Genomic DNA, 22,814 nt, shown 5'->3' on the forward strand with positions numbered 1-22,814 from the left:
TAAAGAAACAGATTATTAAAATAAGAATTACTTTTTTGAAAATTATTTTGCAGTTATTTTGTATCATTTGTTCTATATTAATTAAGCTCATCGCTATTAATTACAATATATAAATCATTTTTTGTATGTCACAAAAACAATCCATTATTTCAATTACAAAATAAACACTTTTTTCTTTTGTAAAATTCTCATTTAGGGAGTTCATTTGTTGCTAAAAAAATCATATTAAACTGATTTTAAACACAGAAGAAAATATCTCACAAACAAATATAACAGCATATTTATAAATGCTGCTATATTAATATAATTAGGTATTAAATAAATTTTAGATGATTAAACATCTTATTAATACCTTTAAATAAAATAGTTAAACTTATTAACCTTATCAATATCTATTCAATAATAATTTTCTTGGTAAAATACCCTAAATCAGAATCTATTTTCACAAAATATAAACCACTAGAAAGCTTACTAACATCAATTTTTGTAGTTGAATCTGATACTTTTTTCACCAATTGTCCTGCTGTATTATATATTGTTAATTCTATACTTTCATTTTTAAACTCACTTGAATATTTCAAGTTAAAAATCCCATTTTCTATTACTGAAGGATAAATTAAAAATTCTGAAGAGATTGAATTATCTTCCACTGATAACACTTCACCTTGTTCATAAATTTCTTGTGTATATGCAATAGGTGATTGATGATCACGATACATAATTCCAGAACTACTTAAAGTTACAGGGTTACGAACAGTCATTAATGAATAAATAGGTTTGTCTGGTTGCCAAGTAAACACAGCATAACGCTCTATAAAATCAGTATCATCTAACATATTTATATAAGATTCTAATCCATCACCTGCTGCTTCATTCGAGGCAGGTTGACCAGTCCAAGTAGCACCATAATTAAATTCTTTTATCCAGATAGGTCGTTGCCATTTATCATGAATCGCTTTTAGCCAATTATAAAAATTTGTTGGTGTCGTTTTTTTGTAATAATGCACAACAATATAATCTACACGATATCCTTTTGCTAACGCCTTTGTCATAAATTCATCACGCCAAACACCACCATTTGCATTGTCTTTATTCGCCGGTGAACCTAAACGCAAACCAGAAGCCAACATTGCTTCATATTTTTCAATAGCCTTATCAACAGTCATATTAGCTTGACTAGCTCCATCAGGTTCGTTGAACGCCATATAATGTGCGATATCCATTCTATTACCTAAAATTATTGCATTTGCAACAGAACCTCCACTCCACTGATTAGGTACAAATTTGGCATCACCCACATCTTCACCTGAAGTACCCCAGTTATAATGCCATGAATTGTCAAATTCTACGATTACATCTGTACCTTTACCTGCCATTCCTTTCTTATGAACATCAAACCAAGGAGAAACACGGATAAATGAAACTTTCTTTTGTAAATCTACGGGTAGAATAATTGCTAAATCATTATCAGCAGCTACATATACTTTACTTGCACCCGTACCATTTATGTTCTCTGCAAAAGTTACCATATATCCTTTTTCTAAAGTAAAAGATGACACCCAATTATCATAAGCACCTAAAGTACCATTATAGTAACCAGCATATATTTCATATTCCTCTCCTGAAAAATTATAATCAGAATAAATTTTAAGAATAGGATCGTTTACCAAGGATGTAGTAAAAATATCTTGTGCATTATTAAGCTCTAATATTGCATCATCAATTATATTAGCAGCCGAATTACAATCAGCAAGTATTGTATTTACATTATCTATTACCAACTGAAAAACATCAGCTGAAGATTGCGGATATTGATTATAACTATCTCCTATAATAGCAGCAGAAAGTAAACTTTCTGCTATTTTAACATCACTTGTTAACAATAAACGATTTTCTTCGCCACTTAATAAAGAAATATTATCAAAATAGAATTGACCATTATTAGCATACATATAAAGTAACTGAATATCAATTTTAGCAATATCTTCAGCATCTTCTAAAAAAGGAACATCCGCTATCATTAGTTCTCCATTAACATAAATATCAACTTTATCTAAAGCAAAATCAATTTGAGTAGAAATTGTAAAGTTTGTATTTGCAGGAAATCTCGTTGCAGGTTCTCCAGCAACAAAACCACCAGGAACTCCATTCTCCATTGAAGTTGCATATTCAATGTTAGCATTTCCATTACCTAAAATAATAGTAGATAAATACTTACCTGTAGATGAAATTAAATGCACCCTACAATCCACTGAGGAACGTGTAGCAGAAACATCAAAAGAAAAAGAAGAATTGTCAGAAGTAGGATTAAAAGTATGATACACCGAAGGCATATCTATATTATGATCAAACTTTAATTTTCCATCAGTAACGGTAACTCTCCCAGAAGTATTGTATTCTGTCCAACCAATAGACTGAGTAGTGCCGCCTTCAAAAGTATCATCAACCACACTTCCACAAGAACTTGTTTGCGCATAATTATTTGTAGCAAAAAGAAAAGCAATTATATATAAAAATTTTAGTTTCATTTCTTTTGAGTTTAAAGTTTAGTAATCTTTTTTCGATAGAAAAAGAACATTTATTGTATAATAATCTTTTTAGTAAAGCTTCCTAAATGAGATTCTATTTTAACAATATATAATCCACTAGAAAGTGTTTTTACATCTATTTCTGATTTTAATCCAACTATTGTTTTTACCAACTGTCCAACAGTAGAATAAATATGTATGGTACTATCTTTAATTTCTTCTGAATATCTTAGGTTAAAAACACCTTCTGTTATTACCGTTGGAAACATTAAAACTTTAGATTTAATCAATTCATCATTTACAGATAATTGTGCTCCTTGTTCATATTCTTCTTGAGTATATGAGGGGTTTTGTGATTCAAGATCTCGATAAAATTGCCCTGTAATATTTAGCTCTCCATCAGTAACACCACCAATACCTGTATTTTGTCCAAAGAAATAATACCAATTGTAACGTTCTATAAAATCTGCTTCTTCAAGGGCTTCTGTTAAACCTTTTATATTAGAATAACCTTGTTCTACTGTAAGATTTGCAGATCCAAAATTTGGGTTACCATAATTATATTCTGTAACCCAAACAGGAAGATCGTATCGATCATGAAGTGCCTTAAAACGTTCTAAAAAGGTAGACTTAGAACGACGTACATAATCATGTGCTGGTATAAAATCTACTCGATAACCACGTTCTACACAACCGTCCATAAATTCTTGAATCCAAGCACCATCATTAAAAGAATCACTTGTTGCACTATATTGCACGTTCTCTACTCCAGGTGCACCCAATCTAAGGCCTGAAGCTAACAGTTTTGGATAAGCTTCTAGAGCTTCTGCTACTGTCATATTGGATTGACCTTCGTTATCAGGTTCATTAAAGGCTAGAAGATGATTGAATGACATATTTTGCCCAGTTTCTTCCATTATTTCAAGTGATGTTCTAGAATCACCTCCACTCCAAGACATTGGAACAAATTGAACTCCTTCTGCTTTCTGATCGGCTAATCCCCAACTATAATGCCAAGTTGTGTTATAATTATCTGCTGAACTCCATTTTATATCTCCTCCTAAGCTTCCTTTTTTACCCACAGGATACCAAGGACTCACTCGTATGAATGAAATTGTATTCTGTAAATCAGCAGGCAAATTGATTTCTATTGCATTATCTTGAGCAATATATATTTTACTAAAACCTAACCCATTAATATCTGCTGCAAAAGTTGCCATGTATCCTTTTTCTAAAGTAAAGGAAACGCCCCAATCTTCGTAAGCACCTAATCCACCATTATAATATCCACAATAAACTTCGTTTACGCTCCCTGTAAAATTGTACTCACTGTATATTTTAAGAACAGGATCATTTATCCTAGAAGCTTCAAAAACATCTTGTGCAACTTGAAGTTCTGAAATAACAGTATCTATTGCTGTAGATACTGAATCACAATCAGAAAATATTGTATTTGCATTATCAATTACCAGTTGAAAAGCATCGGCAGCAGCTTGTGGATATTGATTATAAATGTTACCTATAGGTGCAGAACCTAATAAACTTTCAGCAGCGTTTATATTACTTGTTAAAAGCAAACGGTTTTCGTCTCCACCTAATAAAGAAATATTATCAAAATAAAATTGACCATTATTAGCATACATATAAAGTAACTGAATATCAATTTTAGCAATATCTTCAGCATCTTCTAAAAAAGGAATATCTGCTGTCATCAACTCTTCATTAACATAAACATCTACTTCTTTAGAAGCAAAATCAATTTGAGTAGAAATTGTAAAGTTTGTATTTGCAGGAAATCTCGTTGCAGGTTCTCCAGCAACAAAACCACCAGGAACTCCATTCTCCATTGAAGTTGCATATTCAATGTTAGCATTTCCATTACCTAAAATAATAGTAGATAAATATTTTCCTGTTGAAGAAATCAAATGCACGCGGCAATCCACTGAGGAGCGTGATGCTGACACATCAAAAGAGAAAGTAGCATTCTCAGAGGTTGGACTAAAAGTATGATAAGCCGAAGGCATATCTATATTATGATTAAATTTTAATTTACCCGACTCAACCGTAATTCGTCCAGAAGTATTGTATTCTGTCCAGCCATTAGATAAGGTTGTCCCATCATCAAAAGTATTATTTACAGTTACTCCGCAGGTATTGGTTTGCGCAAAGCTATTAATAGAAAAAAGTAATGCTATTATGTACGTGTAATTTAGTTTCATTGGTTTTAATGTTATAATTTAAACTTAATAGTAACCTAACACTTTTAAAAAATGTTTTTACATCTTACTTGTAACAAAATAAAGATTTACAATTAGTTTAAAATTCTCAATTAAGGAGTCAATTTGTTGCTGAGATTTTAAAGAATTACCTTTTATCAAAAAGATATTTACATTGATCGATAGCTCGTTATTTACCAATACTGATGGATAAATCTTATCCTTAGCAACCATTCTTAATTTCAAATTATTGAAAACAGTATTTTACTATATAATCTAAAGGTTTTAAAATATCTATTTAGATTTTTATCAAAAAAATGCAACATTGTTCTTAGAAAATTTATCTAACTTTTTATTACAAGTCTAAAATAAACTCAAAAGAAAACAATCTAAAAACAAAAAAAGGTAGCAATTTAAAATCACTACCTTTTATTTATTAATTCTGTAACGTTATTTTAGTGGATTAAATTCTATTGAACAAGAATTTTCCCTCTTTCCATTGATTTAATATTTTGAGCATTCATATAAGTGGCATGAAAAATAAAAATACCTTTTTGTTTTCTTGACGGAACCCATGCTTCCTCCATATTAGATGTAGTGAATATAAGTTGTCCACTTAAGCTATAAATATTCAAAGTATAATTAGATCTATTTTCTAATAATGTTAATGGTTCAAAATTAGGATTTGATGAATCAATTAGACTTGGGTAAAGTAATCTTGATGTTGTTAACGTTTCTATTTCAACTTTTTTTAAAGTAGAACTTTTTGATTGGGTACTAAATCCTGAACTATCATCATTAACAGACGTTAATTTCCACTGTACAAATGTACCATTCCAACTACTTGGACCTACTGAAACTTCTTGAGATCCATTTATATTTAACCTTGTGTTGAGTTGTCTATTCTGAATAAACCAGTTATCTCCTATAGGTATTAGCTCCCATTGTACCAAATTACCAGTAAACGAAGAGTTTATGATTCTAACAGAAGCTTCATCATTTACAGTAGTAGACATTGCTTGTAACTTCAATCCATTAGCAACATTCTGTATATAATAATAACCATTACCTGCATCTATAATATCCCAAAACCCTTTCCATCCAGTTACATCTGTTCCTGAAGTTAATACATCTGTATCTTCATCATTAGTTCTTAATCTTACGTCTGTAGCAACATGGTCTATAAAAAATCTATTAGGTTGGCTAACAGGTTCAAATTCCCCTTCGTATACGTCTTGAGTATATGAGGGGTTTTGTGATACCAAGTCTCTATAGAATTCTCCAGTAATATTTAGTTCGCCATCTGTAATACCACCTATACCTGTAGATGACCCAAAGAAATAATACCAATTGTAACGTTCGATAAAATCAGCCTCTTCAAGAGCTTCTGTCAAGCCTTTTATATTAGAGTAACCTTGCTCTACTGTAAGATCTGCAGATCCCATGTTTGGATTTCCATAGTTGTATTCTGTTACCCAAACTGGAAGATTATATCTGTCATGAAGGGCTTGGAAACGTTCTATGAAGGACGATTTGGAACGACGTATATAATCATGAGCTGGAATAAAATCAACACGATAACCACGTACTACACATGAGTCCATAAATTCCTGAATCCAAGCACCATCATTAAAAGAATCATTTGTTGAGCTATATTGTATATTTTCAACACCAGGAGCACCTATTCTAAGACCAGAGGCCAATAGTTTAGGGTAAGCCTCCAAAGCTTCTGCTACTGTTAAGTTCGACTGATCCGAGTTGTCGGGTTCATTAAAAGCCAAAAGATTATTAAAATTCATATTCTCTCCAGCTGACTCCATATTTTGTAGCGATGTCCAACTGTCAGCTTTACTCCATGCCATTGGCACAAATTGTAGATCTTCTGTCTTTTCTTTATCTAATCCTAACCCCCAATTGTAGTGCCATGTGGTATTATAATATTCTGGTTCAGTCCATTTCACATCATTTCCTAAGGCTCCTTTTTTACCTACAGAATACCATGGACTAACACGTATGAATGAAATAGAATTTTGCAAATCATTAGGTAAGTTAATTTGCAAGTCATCATCTTGAGCAATATATATCTTACTAACACCTAAACCATTGATGTCTTGTGCAAAAGTAGCCATATACCCTTTTTCTAGAGTAAATGATACAGCCCAGTCTTCATAGGCTCCTAAACCTCCATTATAATAACCACAATAAACTTGATATTCATCACCAATTAAATCAGATCCATTATACATTTTTAATACAGGATCATTAACTCTAGAAGCTTCAAATGTTTCTTCCGCTGTTTGTAGTTGAGCAATTGTACTATCTATTGAAGTAGAAGAAGCATTGCAGTTAGAAAGTACTGTATTTGCTGTGTCAACTACCAATTGAAAGGCATCTGCCTCAGATTGTGGATATTGATTGTAAATAGTACCTATAGATGCGCTACTTAGTAGGTCTTCTGCCAATGATACATCACTTGTTAGCTGTAAACGATTTTCCTCTACATTAAACAAAGATATATTATCAAAATAAAACTGACCACTATTGCTATACATATAAATTAATTGAATATCAATTTTAGCAGCATCGCCAGCATCTTCTAAGAATGGAGTATCAACCTTAACAAGAACTCCATCAATATAAAAATCAACTGTTTTAGAAGTAAAATCTATTTGAGTAGAAATAGTGAAATTTGTATTACTAGGGAAACTCACAACGGGGACTCCTTCTATAAAGCCACTTGGGACATCACTTTCCATTGTGGTTGCAAATTTTATAGTTGCATTTCCTTTACCCAAAGCAACACTAGATATATATTCTCCTGTAGAAGACAATAAATGTACTTGACAATTTACAGCTGTACGCGTAGCTGATACATCAAAAGAAAAAGAAGAATTTTCAGATGTTGGTGTAAAAGTAGTATAAGCAGAAGGCATTGTTGAATTATGATCAAACTTCAATCTATCAGAGTCTAATGTAACTTGACCTGATGTGTTGTATTCTGTCCAATTTGAGGGTAATGCTCCAGTACCATCAAATGTTTCGTTGATAATTGTTCCACAATCATTAGTTTGCGCAAAATTGTTAATGGTGAAAAAAATGACCATTAAATAAAATAATTTTTTCATATTGGTAAAAGTTTAAGTTAGCATTATAATCAACAACTGTATTAAACTGATAATCAGAGTTGAATTATAAATATTCTTTAAATTAAACATTTATAAATGAAGTAAAAATATCAATTTAGGGGTAAATTTGTTACTATATAATTGTAGATTATTATATGTTTTCGTTTGAATATTTACAAAAAACACCTTCATATATGGCATTAAATGTATTTAACAGTATAGAAACATAAGTTATTTACATCAAAATAAGCATTTAAAAACGAGTTAAAACTCTTAATTAAAAGAGTCTTTTTGTTGCAAGAGATTTAATAACTTAAAATATAATGAAGATCATTACATAACTGATTTACTTTTATTATCTAAAAATTAGTAAATAATTTTCACATTATAAATATCTATTTTTAATTATTTTATAATAAATTTTAGCAAATTTGAAGTTTGATTATCAAATGTTTTCAAAAAATAAACACCTTTTTTTAAATTACTAGTATCTATATTAAACGTCTTTGAACTATTCTTTGGATACAATGAAGTATTTAACACTATTTGACCTAAATAGTTTATTATCTGAGCATCAAGTTTTTCCGAACTAACTTTTGAATTTAGTTGTAACGTAAGCGTATCTCCTATGTTTACAGGATTAGGGTAAACAAACATTCCTATTTCCTTTTTATTTACAATACTCACACTTAAACTCTCCTCTTCCTTAAGCCTATCGTTTATAAAACCAACCATTTCAATTAAAACATCTTCATAAGCTGGTTTTCCTTCATTAAAAAAAGCATGAACTTCTCCTGGGTAAACAACAGTTTCTCCATTTCCTCCTTTAGCATTTATAGCATCTGTAAACAGAGTGCTTTGGCGAATATCTATAGTTGTATCAGCATCTCCATGCATTAGTATAGCTGGAGTTGGTGTATCAGTTAATTGATTGATTGGTGAGTTGAACACCTCACTTGGAATGTTTTGTTTGTAATTGTTATTTGTACCAAAATCCCCTGCATCATTCACAAAATCATAGATTCCGTTAAAACCAATAAATCCAAGTACATTATTTTCTTCTGCTGCTATTGCTGCTAATGGAGCACCGGCAGATCCACCACTAAAAAATACTTTTGTCATATCAAAATTGTAAGTTTCTGCATTCGCTAAAGCCCAATCATAGGCAGTTTGTACATCTTCTCTAGCTAAAGAAAAAGTACCACTAGAACCAGAACATCTATAAGAAATAGACAATGTTGCAATCCCTAAATTTTCTGCTAAATAATCTCTGTGAGGAGAGTTTGCAGCAAGAGATGTTTCTTGAGACCCTCCAGACCAACCACCACCATGTACCCAGATATGCACAGGGAATTTTTCAGTTGTATTTTCGTCAATTACAGGTGTAGTTAATTTTAAAGACAGTTTATGACCAACTATAGGGAAATCTACAGTAGCTATTGCTTCCAGTTCTATGGTATTATCAAATTCAAAAACTTGATCAGCTTCCACAATAAAACTAAATGAATCTCCTTGCTCTAAACCAATTGCAATGTCATCTACAGATTTAAGAGTTTCTTGTATTTGAACAGATACAAATCCACCAGCTGGCCAATTTACATCAGGTAAAAAAGTAAGTATATTAGACGGAGATAATGTCCAAGTACCGCTAGTTTCAATAGTACTTTTGTTTACATAAACTTTAGGATAATTTGAAGTTATTACTTCTACATCTTGACTAAACGATATTTGTATAGCTCCATTTTGGGGTAAATTGGTACGACTCTCAGGTAAAACCTCAGTTATTGAGAATTCTGCTGTCACAAGCTCTGCATATTCTGTAGCTAGTCTATTGTATTCATTCTGAAACGTTGTTGAATCAAGATTTTCGTCATACATTGTTAATTCTACAACTTCCGTATGGTTGTACGTTTGTGCACCTGCTACTTCTTCAAAAATATTAAATTTAAGATCTTCATTAGCGTTGGTACGCATTGTTTTTGTAATAGTACCTGAAGTTACGATAGGAGAAGTGCTATCGAAATATTGATAATTTCCTGAGGCATCCATTGAAAATCCAAAAAAGAAATAAGCATCTGCAGGTATTTCATTTGCTCCTATATTTACACGAGTATAGTTTGGTCTTGCATAATCAAATCCAATCTTACCATCTTGTAATCTTACAAATCTAATTCCGTAACAATTAGCAAATCCTCCACTCATATCATAGTTTCCTAATAAAGATGCTGGTTTGCCTGTGTTTATATTCTCAGCTTTACCAACATAAAAAACACTATAACTATTGTCTGAAACATAGGTGCTGGACCCTTCAAGCTCTAGAAAAGAACCGTCTTTATTAAAAAGAACTGTTGTTTTTCCAGGGTAAGTTTCCTGTGACTCTTCGGCACCAAGGTTAGTGTCACTTTGTGTAGCACTCCCATAACCTACAATTTGATTTTCCCAAAGAGTAACAGAACCTAAATTGTCTGCTACAATTCCTTTAGCATTCTCTAAAGACAATACTTTTGTTTGACTAAACAAACTTGATGTTGAAAGAATGAATATAAGAGTGAAATGTGAAATGTTTTTCATCATTTTTTATTTAATGATTTTAAACTTAAATTACTGAATTACGAATTTTAAAGTTTTTAAGTTGTGATTATCAATTATATTCAAAAAATAAATCCCTTGTTTTAAATTACTAGTATCTATATTAAATATCTTTGTCCCATTTATTGGGTACAACGATGTCTCTAGTACAGTTTGACCTAAATAATTTATAATTTTAGCTGTAATTATTTCAGAATTAAAATCTGATTTTAATTGAAGATTATCTCCTTTTTTAACAGGATTAGGATATATTATTCCATTAATCTCTTTATTTATAGTACCAACACTTAAAGATTCTGCTTTTTTAAGTTGTTCTGTCATAAAATTAGCCATCTCATAAAAACACTCTTCATGGTATTTTTTATCTCTACTAAAGAATGCATGAACTTCTCCAGGATATATGATAGCCATTGCATCACCTCCTTTAGCATTTATAGCATCAGCAAAATTTATACTTTGATTATGTGAGATTGTATTATCTGCATCACCGTGCATCAATATAGTTGGAGGAGGATTGTCACTTAAATTAAAAATAGCAGAGTTTTCAGTTTCACTAGGTACATCTTGCTTGTACCAATTTCCTGCACCAAAATCTCCTGCATCATTCACAAAATCATAAATTCCATTAAATCCAATATATCCTAGAATGTTAGGTAATGTTTGAGAGGCTAATGCTGCTAAAGGAGTACCTGCAGAACCTCCACTGAAAAACACCTTTGTCATATCTAGATTGTAAGTTTCTGCATTGTCTATAGCCCATTGGTAAGCGGTATATACATCTTCTAAACCATAAGAAAAAGTACCTCCGGCACCTACGGTTCTATATGATATAGATAGAGTTACAAACCCTAAGCTTTTTGCTAAATAATCTTTATGTAAAGAATAATCAGCACCAGAACTTTCTGCTGTTCCTCCAGCCCAACCACCACCGTGCACAAAAATATGAACAGGGAATTTTTCAGTTGTATTTTCAGTTATAGTAGGAGTCGTTATTTTCATTGTTAATTTATGACCCACTATAGATTCTCCTGTTCTAGCTATATAATCTATGATAGCTATTGGTTCTTCTAACTCATAACTTTCAATAGGAAAAGTTTCCACTGCATCTACTATAAAACCATAGGAATCTCGTTTTGCTAAACCAATAATAGCATTATCTGTAGATCTAAGCCCTTCTTGTATTTTTAGGGTAACTAATGATCTAGCTGGCCATCTTTCGGTAGGTGTAAACGTAAGAACATTAGAAGGTGATAAAACCCAATTACCAGTCGTTTCAGTTTCACTTTTGTTTATATAAATTTTTGGATATTCTGAAGTTTCATCAATAGCTTGATCAAACGTTACTACAATTGGAGCATCTCTTGAAATACCTTCTCGAAAACTTTCATCATTAGGCAATACATTGGTAACTTCAAATTCAGTAATCACAAGTTCGGCATATTCAGTAGCCAATCTATCGTATTCATTTTGAAAATCCGTAGTACTAAGCACATCATCATACATGGATACTTCTACAACCTCTGTGTGATTATAAGTATGTCCTCCATCTCTTTCTTCAAAAAGATTCAATTTAAGGTCTTCGTCTTGACTCGGAACCATTGTATCGTTAATCTTTCCTGTTTTTATTGATGGATCGCTACTATCAAAATATTTATAATTTCCAGAAGCATCCATGGTAAATCCAAAAAAGAAATAATCATCACCGGGTATATTGTTTAAAACGACACGAACATAATTTGGTTTTGCATAATCAAAAACAATACTACCATCGGCTAATCTTAAAAACCGAATTCCAGAGCAACTGTTAAAATTTCCAGGAACATCATAATTCCCTATTAAGGATGCTGGCTTCCCTTCTGGATTAGCTTTACCTGCATAAAAAACACTATATGTATTGTCTGAAATTGACGTATTTGAACCTTCTAATTCAAGAAAAGAACCATCTTTGCTAAAACCTACATTTACTTTTCCGGGATAAGTTTCGAATAATTTGTCACCACCTAGAGCTGCATTACTTTGTGTAGCATCTCCATATCCTTCAATTTGATTTTCCCAAAGGGTTACAGACCCTAAGTCATCTGCTATAATTCCAGTATTATTTTCTAATGATACTACTTTGGTTTGACTAAAAATACTTGAAGTAGTTATTATTAGTACGTAAAAAAAATGTAATTTATATTTCATGATGTTTTTATTAAGTTTTTTGAATCTATTTTATATTTGATAGTTATTTTTTTAGCTTTTTAAAAAGCTGAATCATTTCTCTTAGCTTTTCAGGATTTTCGTCTGCTAAGTTATTTTGTTGACCCATATCTTTTTTAACATTGTATAATTTGTATTCTGGGGTACTTCCTGTTTCTGTACCAACTTTTTTATTGATAGATTTTCCTTTATACGGAGGAATCATCATCCAATCTCCACTTCTTAAAGCTGTTTTAGAATTTGCTTCAATAATTAAGTGATCTCTACCTTTTTTATCTTGCCCTAGCAAAGTGCTTAATAATTCTTGACTATCTGTTGTAGTTTCTTTTATATCCACTAAATTTCCTAAAGAGGCTAATAAATCCATTTGACAAACAATGGCATCAGATACGTTGGGTTTGATATGATTTTTCCAATACGTAATAAAAGGTACACGAGTACCAGCTTCAAACAAACTGTATTTACCACCACGTAAACCTCCTTTAGGATCGTGTTTTCCTAATTTTTCTACAGCATCATCATAATAACCATCGTTTAAAACAGGACCGTTATCGCTAGAAAAAACAATCAATGTGTTTTCTAAAATTCCTTCTTCTTCTAAAGTTTTTACAAACTCACCAATACACCAATCGGCTTCTAAAATAACATCACCTCTTGGTCCCATTCCAGATGTTCCTACAAAGCGTGGGTGAGGAGTTCTAGGTACGTGTGGTTGTTGCATTGCATAATAAAGGAAGAATGGTTTTTCTTTATGTGTTTTTACATAGGTCTGTGCTTTTTTCAAGAAGTGATCTGCCATATCGGTATCTGTCCACTTTGCAGCTTCACCACCTTTCATGTATCCAATTCTAGGAATTCCGTTTACAATACTATTATTGTGTCCGTGATGCCATTTCATGGTTACCATTTCCGGATTAGATTTTGCTGTAGGTTGTCCTTCAAAGTTCTTTTTATAGTTTACTTCAATAGGATCATTTTTATCTAGGTTTACAACGTTTCCATTTTCAATATATACCGTAGGAACTCTATCTTGTGTGGCTGCCAAAATATAAGATTCATCAAAACCAACTTCGTTTGGACCTGGTTTTACAGTTTCATTCCAGTTTACAAATCCATTTCCTAAACCTAAATGCCATTTTCCAATAATAGCGGTTTCATATCCTGCTTTATAAAGTAGTTTAGGTAAAGTTTGTTGTTGAGTATCTATTAATAAAGGAGCATCACCTGTTAATATTTTCGCGTTTTTATTTTTCCAAGGATACATTCCTGTTAGCATTGCATAACGACTTGGTGTACAAGTAGCAGATGAAGCATATCCATTTGTAAACTTTATCCCTCCTTTTGCTAATGCATCTATATTTGGAGTCTCTAATTCTGTTGCCCCATATGAGCTTAAATCACCATATCCTAAATCATCAAGATATATAATAACAATATTTGGTTTTTTATTTTCTATATCGTTCTTTTTTAAAGAATCCTGATTTTTACTTTTACAACTTATATTAAAAAAAAACATAGAAGCAATTGCTAAAAGTGATACTGAAAATTTTAATTTTATCATTTCCTTTTAAATTGAAAATTGTTTAATTTTTTAATATCTGATTTTCATCAGAAACGGCAAACTAATGTACTTGCCACAAACTTAACCTGTTTATTTGTTATAAACTTCTCAATAAAGGGGGTAAAATGTTACGCTTATCTATTTTTTTTATTAAAAAAACAATAAAACAACATATATTGTCCGTTTTACAAAAAATTTACTCTTTTGCAACATTAGTAGGTACATTTTGGAATTCAATAAGGTTCTTTAATTGATACTTTTGTTTTTATTATACTAAAAAGACAATAAACAATGAGCTTCAAAAATTTTACATTCCTTTTTTTTCTCAGCTTTCTCATCTCAGGATACGCTAATAACAATACCCCTAAAAACGATCCCCTAAAGAGACTTAACTTTGACTCTAATTGGAAATTTATTCAACAAGACGTTTCAGGTGGAGAACAGATTAATTTTGATGACACTTCTTGGAGAACTTTAGACCTACCGCACGATTGGAGTATTGAGGGAGAATATAATGAAAGTAATCCAATGGGAGCACAATGTGGGTATTTACCAGCAGGTTTCGGATGGTATAGAAAAACAATTACGGTGCCTCAAAATTGGAAAGGAAAGCATATAGAAATTGCTTTTGATGGTGTATTTATGAACAGTACTGTTTGGGCAAATGGAAAAGAATTAGGAACTAGACCTTATGGTTGGGTTTCTTTTGCTTACGATATTAGTGAAGCAGTAGCAACATCAAAAACCATAACCTTTGCAGTGCGTGTAGATAATGATAAACAACCTTCTGCTCGATGGTATACAGGTAGTGGAATTTATGCTCACACTTGGATCGATATTAAAAATAATATTCAAATAAAAAGAGACGGAATCTTTGTAAGAACAGAAGGTGATAACGTTTTTGTAGAGACAGAATTATTTAATAAAAACGATAACTGTGAAAAAGTAAAAGTAATCACCTCTATTGTTGATGAAAATGGAAAAATTATTACTTCTACCAAAAGTAAAATCAAACTAGAAGAAGACGCTCTTGTAAAAACGAATTTAGAAATTCAGAGTCCAAAACTTTGGTCTACAAAATCTCCATATTTATATACTTTAAAAACGGAATTACTAGTAGGTAAAAATGTAGTAGATGTTATAGAAACTAAATTTGGGGTTCGTGATATTGAATGGAAAGCAGAAACAGGAATGTGGTTAAATGGTAAAAACATAAAACTACAAGGTGTTTGTAATCATCAAGACGCCGGTGCATTAGGATCTGCGGTACCTTATAAAATTCTAAAATTTAGAATTCAGCAATTAAAAGATATGGGTGTAAATGCTATTAGAACAGCACACAACCCACAAACACCTGAGTTTTATGACATCTGCGACGAACTAGGAATGCTAGTAATGGATGAGATATTTGATGGTTGGCACAAAAAAGCAAAAAATGATTATGGAGCTCATCATTTTGACAAATGGTGGAAACAAGATTTAACAGATTGGATTAAAAGAGATAGAAATCACCCATCTATTGTTATTTACAGTGTTGGTAACGAAACTCGTGGCAAAATTGCTAAAGATTTGGTAGCAGAATGTAATCTTTTAGACCCTACAAGACCTGTTACTTCCGGGCATTCAGGATCTGAATACATGAATGTTTTAGGAGTTAATGGAGGAAGTGAAAAGAAAGGTTTTTTACAAAACTTAGAGAAACATCAGAAAGGAAAAGTATTTATCGGTACAGAAAACACTCACACTTGGCAAGTAAGAGGTTATTACAGAACTAAAACATGGTTTAGAGATGGTTTTCCTAATAAGAACCAAAGACCTTATTTTATTGCTGACTTAACAGAAAAAGAAGTTTTTACACACGATTGGATTGACCAAGCTAGCAAAAAAAATAGAAAACAAATTTTTAACTCAAGTTACGACAATGCTACTGTACGTGTTTCATCTCGTTTAAATATTGAGCAATTAAGAGATATTCCAGCGTATGCAGGTTCTTTTCGCTGGACAGGTCATGATTATATTGGAGAGGCAGGTTATGTTCATGGAGGTTGGCCATTTAGAGCTTTTATGGGAGGAGCTATCGATTTAGCTAATTTTGAAAAAGACCTATTCTACTTATACCAGAGTCAATGGACAACCAAACCTATGGTACATATATTACCACATTGGACACATCCAAAAATGAATTTAGGAACTGAAATTCCTGTTTGGGTGTATTCTAATTGTGATGAAGTAGAGTTGTTTTATAATAACACATCATTAGGAAAACAAAAACCAGGAAAAAACTGGGAAGAAATGCAATGCCAATGGCTAGTAAAATGGCAACCAGGAACCTTAAAAGCATTAGGGTATAAGGATGGAAAAGTTGTTTCTGAAGAAATTATAAAAACAGCAAATCAACCTGCTAAAATTCAATTATCGATTGATGGGGCGTCATTAAACAACATCAAAAATGATATTGTTCAAGTTCGAGTATCTTCAACTGATAATGATGGGGATTTTTATCCTTATGGAGAAAACAGAACTTATTTTAATGTATTTGGAGCAGGTAAAATAAAAGCATTAGATAATGGAAGCCCTGTAGATGTAGAACAACACGTAGGCCCTAATCACAGAAAAGCATTTTATGGATTGACTCGTGCTTACATTACTAGTACAAACCAATCAGGAAACATTAATTTATTGGCAAGTAGTATTTTGGGAGAAAAAAAATTAATTACTTCTAATAAGATAAGTATAGATACTAAGATTATCAACTTAAGAGGTACTAAGATTACTCCTAAAATAGATATTTATTACACTACAAATGGAGAAACTCCAACAGTAAGATCATTACCCTACAAAGGAAGTTTCGATATTGAATTAGAAACAACTGTAAAAGCATTGGTAGTAGTTAATGGAAAACCAACACAAATATTAGAAGAAAGATTTAGTAAAAAAGAAGGTTTTACTTGGAACAAAACCGTAGAAAATAATGGTTTAATAGGAGAACAAGCAGAAGAAGCACTATTACACAAAGCTATCATTTCATCTAAAGGAGCAAACTTTAAAGGTAAAGGATTTGTAAGTATGACTCAAAAAGGAGCTTCTATTTTTTGGTATCAAGAAAATGATGGAGGAGCTGGTAATGCAGATTTAAACATTCGTTATAGTTCTAAAATAAAAAATGCTTCTGGAAATTATATTAAGATTACTATAAATGATAAAATAGTGAAAAACAAGTTCTTTTTACCAAATACAAAGGACATAGGAAAGTCATGGAATAACGTAAAATTTACCATAAAAATTAATCGTGGTGCTAATACAATAAAACTAGAGTCATTAACGGATAAAGATCTTTTAGTTGATGAAATAATAATTAATTAATTTTAACTAGAACATTTTTTTTAAGAAAAAACACCAATATTACAACAACTTGATTTACTGTTATTTAAGCATATCATTAAACATTTTCGTAACATTTTAACCCCTTATTTGAGAATAAAAAAGCACATAAATAAGTTAATTTTGTACACATGATAATCAAAGGAGATTTTTTAATAGGTTTAAATAAACTAAAAACCCAAAAACTAAATAAATTATGAAATTAAAGATAATTACACTTTTTCTATGCTGTTTTAGTCTTGTTTCGGCTTGGTCACAATCTGTTGTTTCAGGTAAAGTGACAGATGAATCAGCAATGCCACTACCCGGTGTTAGTATTATAGTTAAAGGCACCACAACTGGAGTCTCAACTGATTTTGATGGTAATTATAAAATTACTGTTAAAAAGGGACAGATACTACAGTTTTTGTATTTAGGTTTCAAGAATCAAGAAATTACTATTAGTTCTCAAAAAACTATAAATATAGTAATGAAAGAAGATACTGATCAATTAGATGAAATTGTTGTGGTAGGTTATGGAAGACAAAAAAAAGAAAGTGTCCTTGGAGCTATAAGTCAAATAAAGGGTGCTACATTATTAGAATCTGGAACTACAAATATTGTCAATGCACTAAGTGCTATTGCACCGGGTGTTAGCATTATACAAACTTCTGGTCAACCCGGAGAAGAAGCGGGTGAAATTTTTATCCGTGGTCAGTCAGACCCTTTAATATTAGTTGACGGAGTTGAAGTTGTAGGTGGATTTAATAACATAGACACTAGAGATGTTGAAAATATAAGTGTCTTAAAAGATGGTTCCGCTACAGCAGTATATGGTATTAGAGGAGCAAATGGTGTAATTATCATCACAACTAAAAGAGGTAGGATAGGAAAACCTAAAATAAGTTTTTCAAGTGAGGTTACAAGAAAAAACATCAGTAGTACTCCCGATGTACTTAACTCGTTTGATGCTCAGACAGCGCTAAATTCTGGTATCTTAAACGATCAAAACTACGGGGCTGGCTATACCAACGAAACGGATTTAGCTCATTTTAAAAGTGGTGAATTCCCATACCTATATCCTGATACGGATTGGCAAGAGGTATTATTTAAAGAATATACCACTAGTCTTAACACAACTCTTTCATTACGAGGTGGAAATGATTTTGTTAAATATTATGCTTCCGCTGGATATCTGCAAGAAGGAGATCTTGTGAATACAGATCAATACCATAATTACGATCCTGAATATAAATTTCAAAAATTTACTTTTAGAGGTAACTTAGATTTTACACTCTCTAAAACAACAGAATTAAAAACAAGTGTAAGTAGTCGCTTAGAAGTCAAAAACAAGCCATCTAATACCTTTGCTAACACTCCTGAATTTTTCGCAATATACAATTCAGCTCCTGGAGGTGTAGTACCAGTATATCCTGCAGAGGTTTTAGAACAATATATAGATCCGCTTTATCCAGGTCTTGTAGAACCAAGATTCGGATTAGGACCTAATCCTTATAGAGACGTAGTTAACAACGGTTTAAACGTAAGCAATAAAACTGTATTTAATGTAGATTTAGAATTGACAAAAAAGTTGGATGCAATAACCAAAGGATTAACCTTTACACTTAAATATAATTACAATAGTTTTTATAATACTACTAGACAAACTAGTTTTGATGGTGACACAGGAGCAGAAACTTTTACTCTAAATAGAGATGGAACATGGACTGCTCTTCAAACAACAGATTGGGAAAAATCTGACTATTATATTGAAGGAAGCGAAGGTGTGAATGACAATTCAAATATTGAATATGGAAGAGCACAGATTAATTATGCACGTTCTTTTGGAAAACACAATGTTACTGCTGTTGGTCTTTTTAGCCGTAGTAAAAGAGTAACAAGAACAGAGTTTCCTTATTATAACGAAGATTGGGTTGCTAGAGCAACATATGATTACGACGCACATTATTTCTTTGAAGCAGCTGCGTCATATAATGGGGATGAAAGTTTTTATCATGGTTCTCGATTTAAACTTTTCCCTTCATTTTCTCTAGGTATTAATCTAGCCAAAGAAAAATTTATTGCTGATCATATTCCTCAAATAAATAATTTCAAGCTTAGATACTCATACGGTCAAACGGGTAATAAAGCAGGGTTAAAAATACCAAATACAACTCCTACTCAATATCTAAGGTGGTTGTATCAAAGCAGTTATGCCTATGATACTAATGTTGCAACAAGTAGGTACTTTTTTGGTGAAGAAGTGGATAACAATCTTAGAGTTATAAAAGAATACGAAATAGGAAATGATGTATTAACCTGGTCTACTGCAACAAAGCAGAATATTGGTGTTGATTTTGGTGTTTTTGATAATAAAATATCAGGATCTCTTGATTTTTTCAGTGATAACAGAACAGGTCTTATAGCTACTCCTCAGGTTCCAATATATTTTGGTAATAACGCAATATTGCCTAAAGCGAATGTAAACGAAACGAAAAGTCATGGTATGGATGTAGCATTGACCTATAAAAACAAAACTTCTGGAGGCTTTACTTATGCTGTAACAGGTATTTATGGCTTTTATGAAAACAGGGTTGTTTCAAACGCTCTAGATTTTCCAGGTACTCCTGAATATGCTAAACTTGCTGGAAAAGCAATTGGAACTACCAACCTGTTACAAACGGATGGTTATTTTCAATCTATAGATGAACTTGTAAATTATCCCTCATACGTTGGTAATCCAGGCTTAGGAGATTATAGATATATAGATTTTAACGCTAATGGAACCATTATTGGAGACAGTACAGAAGATCTAGTACGATATGATTTACAAAAAGCACCTAAACATACCTACAGTTTTAGATTTAACTTCGGATATCAAAATTGGTCATTAAGTGCTTTATTGAATGGTGTTGCAGGATATGAAAGAACAATTGATGCAAGATTAGCCTATGCCCTATATCAAGGTATAGCTGCTGGAGTTTACAATCAATTAGATACATGGACCCCTGATAATACAGATGCTGCATATCCCGCATTACATAGCGATCCTGCCAATACTAATTTAACAGATAATAATACTGCTAGAATTATTAATTTAGACTATCTAAAACTACGTAGTGTAAATCTTGGTTATAATTTTGACATGAGCAATAGTAAAAAAATAAACAAACTAAGGCTGTATCTTTCTGGAAATAACCTTTTTACTTTAACTAAGTTTGAATATGGAGATCCTCAAGGAAACTCTCCGGGGAAATATCCCCTTTCAGCTAGGTATACTTTTGGATTAAATATGGACTTTTAAATTAAATTATGATGAAAACAATTAAATATATTTATATAATAACAATCACTGTTCTATTCTTTAGCTGTGAGGATTATCTAGATAAATCTTCCGATACAGACGGGTTAGATCAAGAAAGCGTTTTTTCTGATGTTGTATTGGCAAAATATTTTTTAGATGGAGCATACACTAAATTAATAACTGAAATAAGTTCTGCTCAGGATGCTCCTGATAATTTACCAGGAATGGTTATGGGTTCTGAAGGGTATCCAGGAAGAAGGATTTGGGGTGTTCCTGAAACGTATAATGTATTTGCTCAAGGTAATTATTTGAGTCTAATGAATGGTGCTGTTCCAGTTCTTAGAGCTCAGAGAACAAATATGACAACTAGATATACACAATCTTGGCAAGGAATTAGAATTGTTAATGAGTTTCTTGAAAATGTTGATTTAATTTCAAATGCAAATGAAGAAGAAATTAACCGATTAAAAGGGCAAGCTTATTTTTTAAGAGCGTTTCATTTTCATCTTCTAACAAAACGACATGGAGGTCTTGTGTATTTAAAAGAAAACTTAGCACTAAATGAAGAATTAACACAAATAAGAGAATCTTATGAAAGTAATTATGAGAACATATTATTGGACATAAACCTTGCTATTGACTTACTTCCAATATCATGGGAATCAGAAGATGTGGGGAGACCTACGAAAGGGGCGGCATTGGCTTTAAAATCTCGAGTAACTTTATTTGGCGCTAGTCCTTTAGTAACGACAGATCAGACAAGATGGAAAGAAGCCGCAGAAGCAGCATCAGACTTAATTAATTTTGCGAATAATAATGGATTGTATTCACTTATAAATGCTAGTTCTGCTAACTCGATAGATGTAGGACATAACGGTACTGATCTTTTTACTGCTGAACCAGCAGCATTAGAATCTTATAGAAGTATTTTTGTTGGTCCTGGAATTACAAAAGTTCTTCCTTCTGAAGTGATTTATGCAGAAGTAAATAGAAAGTTTTTTGATTTTGGTGGAATCTTAAATCCGGCTCATAATCTAGCTTTAACAGCAGGGTTTGACATTATGAGAGGAAATACGTCACCACAGGGAATCGGAGCACTTCCTGCTTTTGTGGATAAATTTGAAACAAAAACAGGGTTGCCTATTACTGATCCTGCTTCAGGATACAACCCGCAAGAACCATTTATCAACAGAGATCCTAGATATTATAATGCTATATTATTTGATGGAGTAAGCTGGATACATACAAACGGAGCAATTAATAGTACTGGAAAGACTGATTTAGCAGTTCTTAATGAAGAAGGTAAATATGGATCAGGGTTATACCCAAGCGATGTTTCAGCTAATACTTTATGGCAAGTGAGATGTGAAACAGGGTATCGTATTCGAAAATGGATACCAAACGGCGCTAAGTGGTTCGGTGGTACTAGAGGTGAATTTGATTTCCATATCAATAACAATATCTTCAGAATGTCTGAAATTTATTTAAATTATGCTGAAGCAACTAATGAAGCATATGGGCCAAACGCTGCTGCTCCTGGAGCAACTCTTACTGCTGTTGATGCTGTAAACATGATTAGAAACAGAGTTGGTATGCCAAATGTAGCTGCTCAATTTACAGGAGATAAAAATGCCTTTAGAGACAGAATTAAAAACGAACGTGCAGTTGAACTGTGCTTTGAAGGAATTAGATACGATGACTTAAGAAGATGGAAAGATCTTGAGAAGGAAGAAAACAAAAAAGTAGAATTTTTAGAGATGCGTTGGCAAGAAGGTGGAGTATCTACTACATACCCTACTGGTTTTAGTTACTCTATAGAAGAACAACCTTTATTAAAAAAAACATTTGGAGCACGTAATTATTGGTGGCCAATTCCGAGTAGTGAAACTGAATTAATACCAGAATTTCAACAAACACCTGGTTACTAGA

Annotated in this window: 9 protein-coding genes; 3 read left to right on the forward strand and 6 right to left on the reverse strand. The window is 32.1% G+C overall.

Annotation, left to right across the window (positions count from 1 at the left end; all coding sequences use genetic code 11):
- Window positions 1-392: 392 nt before the first annotated feature.
- From PHEL85_RS15625 to PHEL85_RS15650, 6 genes are all read right to left on the reverse strand, one after another.
- On the reverse strand, window positions 393-2,528 hold the full coding sequence (locus tag PHEL85_RS15625) for a glycosyl hydrolase (RefSeq protein WP_036827318.1): 2,136 nt from the start codon (window positions 2,526-2,528) through the stop codon (window positions 393-395).
- 50 nt (window positions 2,529-2,578) lie between these two features.
- A complete protein-coding gene (locus PHEL85_RS17470; RefSeq protein ID WP_052108612.1) occupies window positions 2,579-4,747 on the reverse strand; it encodes a glycosyl hydrolase in 2,169 nt (722 codons plus the stop codon).
- 467 nt (window positions 4,748-5,214) lie between these two features.
- Window positions 5,215-7,869, reverse strand: a complete 2,655-nt coding sequence (locus tag PHEL85_RS17475; RefSeq protein WP_052108613.1) for a glycosyl hydrolase — start codon at window positions 7,867-7,869, stop codon at window positions 5,215-5,217.
- Window positions 7,870-8,274: 405 nt separating this feature from the next.
- The gene (locus PHEL85_RS15640) at window positions 8,275-10,443 is read right to left on the reverse strand and encodes an alpha/beta hydrolase fold domain-containing protein (protein WP_081965170.1); all 2,169 of its coding nucleotides are present in this window, start codon (window positions 10,441-10,443) and stop codon (window positions 8,275-8,277) included.
- A 27-nt stretch (window positions 10,444-10,470) separates the two neighbouring features.
- Complete coding sequence (locus tag PHEL85_RS15645) at window positions 10,471-12,642, reverse strand: alpha/beta hydrolase fold domain-containing protein (protein ID WP_036827322.1); 2,172 nt, start codon at window positions 12,640-12,642, stop codon at window positions 10,471-10,473.
- A 43-nt stretch (window positions 12,643-12,685) separates the two neighbouring features.
- Window positions 12,686-14,221, reverse strand: a complete 1,536-nt coding sequence (locus PHEL85_RS15650) for a sulfatase family protein (RefSeq protein WP_036827325.1) — start codon at window positions 14,219-14,221, stop codon at window positions 12,686-12,688.
- Between the two features lie 291 nt (window positions 14,222-14,512).
- On the opposite strand from PHEL85_RS15650, the gene PHEL85_RS15655 reads away from it, so the two are divergent.
- From PHEL85_RS15655 to PHEL85_RS15665, 3 genes are all read left to right on the forward strand, one after another.
- The gene (locus PHEL85_RS15655; RefSeq protein WP_036827328.1) at window positions 14,513-17,584 is read left to right on the forward strand and encodes a glycoside hydrolase family 2 TIM barrel-domain containing protein; all 3,072 of its coding nucleotides are present in this window, start codon (window positions 14,513-14,515) and stop codon (window positions 17,582-17,584) included.
- 214 nt (window positions 17,585-17,798) lie between these two features.
- Window positions 17,799-20,885: a SusC/RagA family TonB-linked outer membrane protein gene (locus PHEL85_RS15660; protein ID WP_036827331.1), complete on the forward strand. Its 3,087-nt coding sequence runs from the start codon at window positions 17,799-17,801 to the stop codon at window positions 20,883-20,885.
- 11 nt (window positions 20,886-20,896) lie between these two features.
- Window positions 20,897-22,813, forward strand: coding sequence for a RagB/SusD family nutrient uptake outer membrane protein (locus PHEL85_RS15665; protein WP_036827340.1), 1,917 nt, complete (start codon window positions 20,897-20,899; stop codon window positions 22,811-22,813).
- Window position 22,814 lies beyond the last annotated feature (1 nt).

The organism is Polaribacter sp. Hel1_85 (assembly GCF_000766795.1).
Classification (GTDB): domain Bacteria; phylum Bacteroidota; class Bacteroidia; order Flavobacteriales; family Flavobacteriaceae; genus Polaribacter.

What these genes read in the sequence shown, in the direction of transcription:
- PHEL85_RS15645 (WP_036827322.1), bottom strand. Translation starts at nt 12,642, where the DNA reads ATGAAATATAAATTACATTTTTTTTACGTACTAATAATAACTACTTCA.
- PHEL85_RS15650 (WP_036827325.1), bottom strand. Translation starts at nt 14,221, where the DNA reads ATGATAAAATTAAAATTTTCAGTATCACTTTTAGCAATTGCTTCTATG.
- PHEL85_RS17470 (WP_052108612.1), bottom strand. Translation starts at nt 4,747, where the DNA reads ATGAAACTAAATTACACGTACATAATAGCATTACTTTTTTCTATTAAT.
- PHEL85_RS15625 (WP_036827318.1), bottom strand. Translation starts at nt 2,528, where the DNA reads ATGAAACTAAAATTTTTATATATAATTGCTTTTCTTTTTGCTACAAAT.
- PHEL85_RS17475 (WP_052108613.1), bottom strand. Translation starts at nt 7,869, where the DNA reads ATGAAAAAATTATTTTATTTAATGGTCATTTTTTTCACCATTAACAAT.
- PHEL85_RS15665 (WP_036827340.1), top strand. Translation starts at nt 20,897, where the DNA reads ATGAAAACAATTAAATATATTTATATAATAACAATCACTGTTCTATTC.
- PHEL85_RS15660 (WP_036827331.1), top strand. Translation starts at nt 17,799, where the DNA reads ATGAAATTAAAGATAATTACACTTTTTCTATGCTGTTTTAGTCTTGTT.
- PHEL85_RS15655 (WP_036827328.1), top strand. Translation starts at nt 14,513, where the DNA reads ATGAGCTTCAAAAATTTTACATTCCTTTTTTTTCTCAGCTTTCTCATC.
- PHEL85_RS15640 (WP_081965170.1), bottom strand. Translation starts at nt 10,443, where the DNA reads ATGATGAAAAACATTTCACATTTCACTCTTATATTCATTCTTTCAACA.